Source organism: Slackia sp. (assembly GCF_977041755.1).
Window position 1 is genome coordinate 1 of the sequence record NZ_CDRRGL010000088.1, and the last position, 7748, is coordinate 7748.

Genomic DNA, 7748 nt, shown 5'->3' on the forward strand with positions numbered 1-7748 from the left:
AAAAACGCATCGAGCTTGCGGCCAAGTATGCGCTCCATCATGGCGCGAACCTTGGGATACTCGACTCCGTTCGTGCCCTTCTCGAGCGACACGCTCGGAGCGCCGACGCCGCAAATAGGCGCGACGGTCCAGGTGTCAGGCACTTCATCAATGTCAAGCAGCTCGACCGGACCATACTTCTTCACGGCTGCGATGGCCTCCAAGCGACCCATATATGGATCGCCGCCGCCACCCGAGCCCAAAAGCGATGAGCCAAGCGCGATGTCGTCGATATCTTCGATTCCGATTTTCCTCACGCGAGCCCCCTTCCTAGTTCAGCCCCGCCGCACGCGGCAGGGCACTTTGCGACATATGCCGCTTACCTTCAGGCGCCCCCGCGGGGCACCCCGATTAAAGCAAAGCCGCCCTTGCGAGCGGCTTGTAGCGTAGTGGTTCCAGACTACCCTATTCGGCCGACTTCTTCGTGAAAAGCACGATAGAACCGTCAAATGCAGGCAACTTCATGGCTTTGTAGATAATCACGTACAAAATCATGGAAACGACAATGCCGTTCACAGGGCCAATAAACAGCGGGAAATCGAGCATTTCGAGCGGCGTGCCCACGAACGTGCCGCCCGTCACCATGGCAAACACGGCGCCCACCGCGAAGCTCACGACGCCCGGCGCCGAGATGCCCTCGAGAGGCTTGAAGTTCTCGGGTCGGCCTTTGCGAATGAAGAAGTAGTCGGCAATCATGGTGCCAGCGAGCGCAGGGACCATGGCCGAAAGGAATGTAAGGAACGTGGTGAAGTAATCCATAATGCCCGCGGCAGCGGCGACGAGGCCGACAATACCGGCGATCATCGTGGTGAGCTTGTACGATTCCTCGCCCTTGCCCGCCATGGCCGTAAATGCCAAGCCGGCGGAATAGGCGTTGCCAACGTTTACGGCCCACGTGGAAGCCACGATGGCGACCACGGAAATAAGTGCCAAGCCCATGCTCGAAAGCACGATAGTGATGTCGCCGCCCGATTCAGGAACGGCGATAGCGAGCACAGCGCCCATCATGAGCACAAGGATGTTCACCGGCCACACGCCAACGACGCTCGAAACCACGGCGGCTTTGCGGTCTTTCGCGTAACGGGTGAAGTCGCCCACGCTAGCACCGCCTACGGCAAACAGACCGACGGAGATGCTAATGCCAGCAGCCAAACCCATGCCCTCGACGGGCACATAGTTGAAAATGGAATCGGTGCCAGTACCCGCGATAGAAATGCCCAAGCCGTACACGCAAATGACAAACAGCAGCACAGCAGAAACCGTGTTCACCCACTTCACGCCATCGAAGCCGTAAATCGCCGATGCGAGCATGAGCGCGCCAAGCACGACAGCGGAAATCCATACAGGAATCTCGAAGCCCGTAAGGTCGGCGAAAGCGATCGAGAACGACGCGCCGCACACGGCAGCCTGCACGCCGAACCAGCCCACGAGCGACACGCCCATGATGAAGCCAACGATATAGCGTCCGCCTTTCTTGCCGAGTGCCGCCGTGGAAAGGGGCGCCGTGGGAAGTCCCACATCGGCCGATTCCATAGCCACAAGGCTCATATAGGCGACGATAATGCCAAAGCCGATAAACGCAGCCAAGAAACTATCGAACAACGTGAGGCCCGCGCCGAGCGCGGCACCAGTAATAAGCGAAGAGACATTGAAGGCGTTGCCAATCCAAATGCGAGCGATTGACCACCAACCCTGACGTTCCGATTCCGAAACGTACAGGCCCTCGGTCTCAAAGCTCATGGCTTCTTGTTCAGAAGACATGGGTAATTCCTTCTTTCCATACGAGGCAATAATTCGGGCAGTTTAGCACACTAAAGCACGAATGTGAAAAAGAAGGCACGTCATAACAGCATATTCAAGAAAATGCATATTACAGAAGAATATTCAGAGTCCCGTTCGAAAACGGGGCGCGTGGACGCCCTCCTTGCGCGCCAAGGCAAGGCGGCCATGAACTTCGGTGGCGAGCATTCGCTGCATTGCCTGCTCCTACGCCAAACCGAATTTCCTGCGCACGCGCTCGAGCTTGCGACGCCACGGGCCATACAAAGCGAGCAAGAACATAACCGTCGCTACGCCATGCACGATATCGAAAGGCAGGGCCGTCGCATACACCGCCAAGATGCCCGCCCATCCTGACGCCTGAGCGTGGAAGAAGCTCAAGATACTCCACGCATTCAGAATGAAGCCGTACCCGAGGCAAGCCAGAAAACCGTATGCGTACACGATGGTGGGATGCGCATCGATCAGGCGGCGAGTGGAGCAGGCTCGATTTTCCTTATCGGTACGCGCCTGATGCGGTAACAAGGCGGCGCTTTCGGTTTCCCCATCAGGCGAAACAGGGTACGCTGAATCGCTCGCGATGCCGGTCGCCTCCCTACTACGAGCCCGACAAGAGTTCTTCGACTCTACCGCCCGTCGCTTTGCAGGCACCATCGCGAGCAACCCGGCCCCATAGCCAACCAAGCCCCAGGCATACATTTGCCACGGTGTCCACGGGCCTTGGCCGAAGAAGAAATTCGAAGCGAGCGCCGCTAAAGCACCCACCATGAACCCGCTTTTACGCCCGAATGCGACGCCGGCGATAATCGCGATGGCGCTCACCGGCTTGAAATCGGGAATGGGCGCGAACAGAATGCGGCCCGCCGCGGCAAGGGCAGCCAACACCACCGTGGGCATGATGTCGCGCAGACGGGGGCGCGACGCCTCGTAACTCGCGAAAAAGACACCTATGCTCGCAAGTACCACGACGAGCGTGAGCAAGGCGGTCTGGTCGAAATTCGCGATGGCGCACGCCACCAACACAACAGGCGTGGCGAAAATGGCGACGATTTCAGCCGCGATGCGAGTGCGAACGCCGGCATTCCCGTGTGCCGCCCCCATTATGCACGCCCGCCTTCTGCCGCAATTTCGCCGAAAAGGCGGCTTGCGGCATTCGGGCGATAGACGATGTTGTTTGCAAAGAACGCCTGAACAGGTTCGGTGCACGCGATTTCGCCATCGAAGGGCATCGACACAAAATCGGCCGTGACGAGCGCGAAATCAAGATCGTGCGTCACGAAAACGATCGTTTTGCCTCCATCGGCAAGCTCACGCACCGTTCGGGAGAAATCGGCACACGACGCCGGGTCGAGGCCCTTGGTGGGCTCATCGAGGAAGAGCACCTCGGGGTTCGCGAGCAGAAGCTTCGCAAGCGCGAGTTTTTGCTGCTGGCCGCCCGAAAGGTCATACGGGTGGCGCGCTCCCAAGCTTTCAAGCCCAAAACGCCGCGCCATAGCTGCGGCTTCACGCTGTCCATAGCCGCAGCGAGTCGACCACTCCATAAGCTCCTCGCGCACCGAATCGCATACGAACAGCGCCTTCGGATCTTGAGGAAGTAAGGCCTGGGAATACCTTAGAGCGTTGTCAATATGGCCGCGTTGCAGCTTCAACACGCCCGCCAGGCAGCGCAGAAGCGTGGTTTTACCGCAGCCGTTGCCGCCCACGAGCGCATGCACGCAACCGCGCACGATATTCAAATCGATGCCGCGCAGCACCCACGGCTCGCGGCGGTCGAAGCGAAAATGCGCATCGCGAACGCGAATCGCCGCATCGGCATGCGTACATGCCGCCGCACGCGCTTCCCAACGGGGCGCAAGGGCCGCTTCCGCCGATTCGCGCGGCGCAGGAGCGCCCGACGCATCCAGGTCGATGCGCTGCGTCGCATACGCCTCAACATCTTCAGGGGAATGCGTCGCGACGACCACGGTAATGCCGAGCTCGCAATTCACACGGCCCAGCAGGAACAAGAACTGCTTCACGGCATTCGGATCAAGCTGCGCCGTGGGCTCGTCGAGCAGCAGCACGCGCGGACGCAACGCCAGCACGCTGGCCAGGTTCACGATTTGCTTCTGGCCTCCCGAGAGGTCTTCAGTTTTCTTGCGCACCCACGGTTCAATGCCAAAGAAGTGCGCGACTTCGGCCACACGCCTGCGCATTTCATTTTGCGGCATGCCGACGTTTTCAAGCCCGAACGCAAGCTCATGCCATACCGTGTCGCATACGATTTGCGCGGCGGGGTCTTGCATCACGAAGCCAATCGACTGCGCCGATTCAAGCGCCGTAAACGCTTGCTCGCCCCGCACGCCTTCCCCACTTGCAACACGGCCCAAAACGCGTGCCCAGCCGCGATATGCGCCCGCAGGCACAAGCTCGGGCTTCAACGAGCGCAAGAGCGTGGTTTTGCCCGAGCCCGTCGAACCCACTACGACGCAAAAAGCGCCTTGATCAATGCGCAGGTCGGGCCACGAAATCTCAAATGCGGGCTCGCCGCTGCCCACAGGGTATGCGAACGCAAGCCCACGCGTTTCCACGGCGGGCGCGGTATTGTGTTCGTTCGTCATTCGCACGACCTCCATTGCAACCAATCGCGCAGCCACAACGCCGGAGGCACCAGCATGAGCAGCGCATAGGGAAGATACAGCCAAAACGGCGCGATGCCCGCGACCACGGGATAAAACGAGAAGCCAGAAAACGCCAGCCACGCGCACACCGCGCTTGCAAGCGCGAGGGCGACCACCGCAGCAAGCACCGCGGTGTCAGATGCGCCCAGACGAAAACGAGCATATGTCGTGCGCCGCGCACCGCAATCGTAGCCGCGTGCGCGCATGGCGCAGCTTCGCTCCAGGGCGTCTTCCATGCCCCACCCCATGAGCACGCTTACGATGCGCATGCGTCCCTGCGCGGCATCTTTCTTTGTGCGAGGAGCCGCGGCGCTCATGCTGTCTTGCACGTCGGCGATGGCACGGCCGCGCGAAACGAATTGCGGCACCAAGCGCAAAACCTGCGAGACCATGAGCGTAACGACGGGCGCGGCGTTTCCGAACAGCGCGAGCGAGTTTTCGGAATCCATGCAGGAGGAATAAGACGCGAACCACAGAAACACCGACGCGAACATGCCGCCCGAGCACAGGCCGTACAAAAGCGCTTCGGCATAGATGGCGCGCTGCCCTATGCGGAACAGCTCGGTTGAGCCCGATGCAACAAAAAACGGGTTCGCTGCGGCAACGACCAGGCACAACGGAACAATCCACCGAAGAGACAGCAGCGTGGCGCGACCGCCGCGGCACACGCACGAACACGCAAGGGCACCCGCGAGCGACAAGGCCGAAAACACGGGATGCAGACACGCCATAGACAGCGCAAGGGCGCTCGCCAAAAAGACGAACGCCACTGCAGGGTGATATGTATGGAAAACGTTGGTCATACTAACCTGTCACGTAATACCAGGAAACGGAATCGCCATTTAAGAGTACATAATTGCTGCACGCCGTCATGGGAACGGCGCCGTTAACTGAGTACATCCAGCCGCTGTGTCCGCCGTGCTCTTTTTCGGCAAGGCCGCCAATGGCACTTACGTATATGCCGTAACCCGTGTTCGATGCGTTCATCGAGAGGCCGCACGCGCACAGGGCATCGTAGACCGTCGCGCCTTGGTTGAACGTGAAGGTTCCGCCGCCCGAAACGGGGTTGCCCACCGCAGAGCTCGATACGGAAACATACACGGTTACCGTGCTGGAAGGTGCGGAAGTGCCCGGTTGAGAGGAGCCACCCGCCGAAGAACTCGAGCTTGAAGAGCCCGACGAGCTCGAAGAGGCGCCCGAGGAAGAGGAGCTCGACCCCGAACCGGCGTTCGAAGACGAGTTGCCGCCCGAGGATGAAGAGGAGCCTGAATCGGAAGATCCACTGGAGTCCGAGTTGTCAGACGATGACCCATCGCCTTTCGATTTCGATTCGTCGCTTCCAGAGGCGTCACTCGACGCGTCTTTCTTGTCTTCGGATTCCTCTTCGGCGGCATTGGTTTCGTTCGACGCTTCATCCTTGTCGGCTTTCGCCTGGTCGGCACCGTCGGCAGATGAGGCCTCGACATCGGCCGAGCGCACGATTCCAACGCTTTCCGCGGCCTTAACGACAGGAGAGTCGGCCGGAAGGCCAAAGCCATTCGTCAAAGCGAATGCCGAAGCGCCGATGAACAGCACCGACACCACCGCGAGAGCCGCGATGCCCGCACGCGTCGCCAAAGAGAGCGATGTGCGCTTCGACGCCAAGCCCGAAGGCGCCGTTTGAGATGAGGAAGACGAAGACGGCGACCCCACGGTAAGGGCCGCCGCTTCCGCCGAATCACGGCGAGGAGCATTCCCCGCCGTGATTTTCGTGTCTTCCGAAGTGGGTTTCATTTCGTCAGACATGCTTCGCTACTCATCCCCATCACGTTTGCGACGGGCGACGACAAACCACACAGTGGCGGCAGCAAGACCAGCAACGCCGACCGCCAAAACAATGTAAGGCCAAATGAGAGCGCTCTCGGTTGAAGATGCGCCGTCGTCTGCGGCAGCCGCCGATTTGGTGGCAGTATCATTTTCAGCCTTCGAGGAAGACTTCGCATCGCTTGCCTTCGCGCTCTTCTGGTCGTCGGTCTTCTTGCCATCGTCGGCCTTTTCACCATCGTTCTTGGAAAGCGCGCTTTGCGACAAAGGCAGCGAAGAAGGCGACACATAGCCGCCCTGCGACACTAGCTGCGTGTCCGCGTTGTCCTTCTTACCGCCAGCATTATCAATGTCAGGCGAAGACGCTTCATTCTTCGTCCACTTGGCATACAGCGTCAAATCGGACGTTACTGCGGTCGCGAAATCGTATGCCTTCGTGCATGCTGCATCGGTGTACCAGCCGGCAAAGGTGTAGCCTTCGCGCGTCGGGTCGGCAGGCTTAGTGACAGAGCCGTTGGCGGTCGTAGTCTGGAAATCGACCTTGGATCCCTCGCCAGTGTTAAACGAGACCTTCATGCCAGCGTTCAGCTTAAACAACGTGCCAGAGTCGTTGATGTAGTACAGATTGCCCTTGGAATCACACGCGATCGGCGAGTCGCAACAGTTATAGTGCCCCGTCGCGCTAAACACACCCGAAGCCTCGGCATCGCCCAGCTTGTAGCGATAAACGCCACCGCCTGAGGTGTAGTTAACGAAATCAGAGGTCTCGCCGTAGTTAACCGTAAAGTACACATACGTGCCATCTGCCTGGGCACTCACCAGCGGAGCGCCCTTAATGCCACCAAGAATGCCAGCCGTCAGCTGGGAGCCGTCTGCCGTCGTGATCAGCGTCGTAGCAAAGCCGTTGTTCAGATCGATGATAGCGAGCGCCGCGCTGCCATTGGCTTCGCCGCCGACAATCAGCTTGCCGTCATGCATCGAAGGCGCGCACGCGCAGCCGGTAAGGCCAAGGTCAACCACGCGCTCCTCAGTAATGCGCGAAGCGGCGTCCGCATCGCGTGAGTCGCCATCAGAAATCGCCAACACGTGCAGCTTACCGTCGCGCGAGATTAGATAGGCATGGCTGCCGTCAGCCGAAAGCACACAGCTTGAGTTGACAAGAGCACCAACCGAAACGCTTCCGAGCACAGCGCCCGTCGATTTGCTGAGCATCTCGACGGTACCAGCACTGGTGGGAACCAAGACATAGTCATCGCCCACCGTCGCGCCCGTCCAGTAATAACCCTCGTCGGCATTGACATGCTGCCAAGAAACAGCGCCGGTCAGGATATTGATGCGCGTCAGATGGCCGTTGTTGTACGTGTTCGTTCCAAAGTCGACATCAACGGTGCCGACGTAGAGATAGTTGCCATCAACCGTCAGCTGAGAATTTGACTGAGCGGCTTTGCTCACGGAGTCAGTGACCCA

The 7748-nt window shown here is 59.5% G+C and carries 7 protein-coding genes; all 7 read right to left on the reverse strand.

Translation table 11 applies throughout. From position 1 onward, the window contains the following. The coding region (locus ACWI8T_RS06945) for an S-methyl thiohydantoin desulfurase domain-containing protein (RefSeq protein WP_449138419.1) at nucleotides 1–296 on the reverse strand (296 nt) is incomplete at its 3' end. A 148-nt stretch (nucleotides 297–444) separates the two neighbouring features. Then, nucleotides 445–1800, reverse strand: coding sequence for a cytosine permease (locus ACWI8T_RS06950; RefSeq protein WP_449138420.1), 1356 nt, complete (start codon nucleotides 1798–1800; stop codon nucleotides 445–447). A gap of 225 nt (nucleotides 1801–2025) precedes the next feature. Further along, nucleotides 2026–2919 carry an ECF transporter S component gene (locus ACWI8T_RS06955; RefSeq protein ID WP_449138421.1) on the reverse strand — a complete coding sequence of 298 codons (894 nt, stop codon included), beginning with the start codon at nucleotides 2917–2919 and terminating at the stop codon, nucleotides 2026–2028. Next, entirely contained in the window at nucleotides 2919–4418 is a 1500-nt protein-coding gene (locus ACWI8T_RS06960) for an ABC transporter ATP-binding protein (protein WP_449138422.1), read from the reverse strand. Before ACWI8T_RS06960 ends, ACWI8T_RS06955 begins: the two co-directional genes overlap by 1 nt. Further along, nucleotides 4415–5281, reverse strand: coding sequence for an energy-coupling factor transporter transmembrane component T (locus ACWI8T_RS06965; RefSeq protein ID WP_449138423.1), 867 nt, complete (start codon nucleotides 5279–5281; stop codon nucleotides 4415–4417). Before ACWI8T_RS06965 ends, ACWI8T_RS06960 begins: the two co-directional genes overlap by 4 nt. 1 nt (nucleotide 5282) lies before the next feature. Then, the gene (locus ACWI8T_RS06970) at nucleotides 5283–6263 is read right to left on the reverse strand and encodes a DUF4430 domain-containing protein (protein ID WP_449138424.1); all 981 of its coding nucleotides are present in this window, start codon (nucleotides 6261–6263) and stop codon (nucleotides 5283–5285) included. Between the two features lie 6 nt (nucleotides 6264–6269). Continuing rightward, nucleotides 6270–7748: InlB B-repeat-containing protein (locus ACWI8T_RS06975; RefSeq protein ID WP_449138425.1), on the reverse strand; the 1479-nt coding region annotated here is incomplete at its 5' end.

What these genes read in the sequence shown, in the direction of transcription:
- ACWI8T_RS06950 (WP_449138420.1), bottom strand. Translation starts at nt 1,800, where the DNA reads ATGTCTTCTGAACAAGAAGCCATGAGCTTTGAGACCGAGGGCCTGTAC.
- ACWI8T_RS06965 (WP_449138423.1), bottom strand. Translation starts at nt 5,281, where the DNA reads ATGACCAACGTTTTCCATACATATCACCCTGCAGTGGCGTTCGTCTTT.
- ACWI8T_RS06970 (WP_449138424.1), bottom strand. Translation starts at nt 6,263, where the DNA reads ATGTCTGACGAAATGAAACCCACTTCGGAAGACACGAAAATCACGGCG.
- ACWI8T_RS06960 (WP_449138422.1), bottom strand. Translation starts at nt 4,418, where the DNA reads ATGACGAACGAACACAATACCGCGCCCGCCGTGGAAACGCGTGGGCTT.
- ACWI8T_RS06955 (WP_449138421.1), bottom strand. Translation starts at nt 2,919, where the DNA reads ATGGGGGCGGCACACGGGAATGCCGGCGTTCGCACTCGCATCGCGGCT.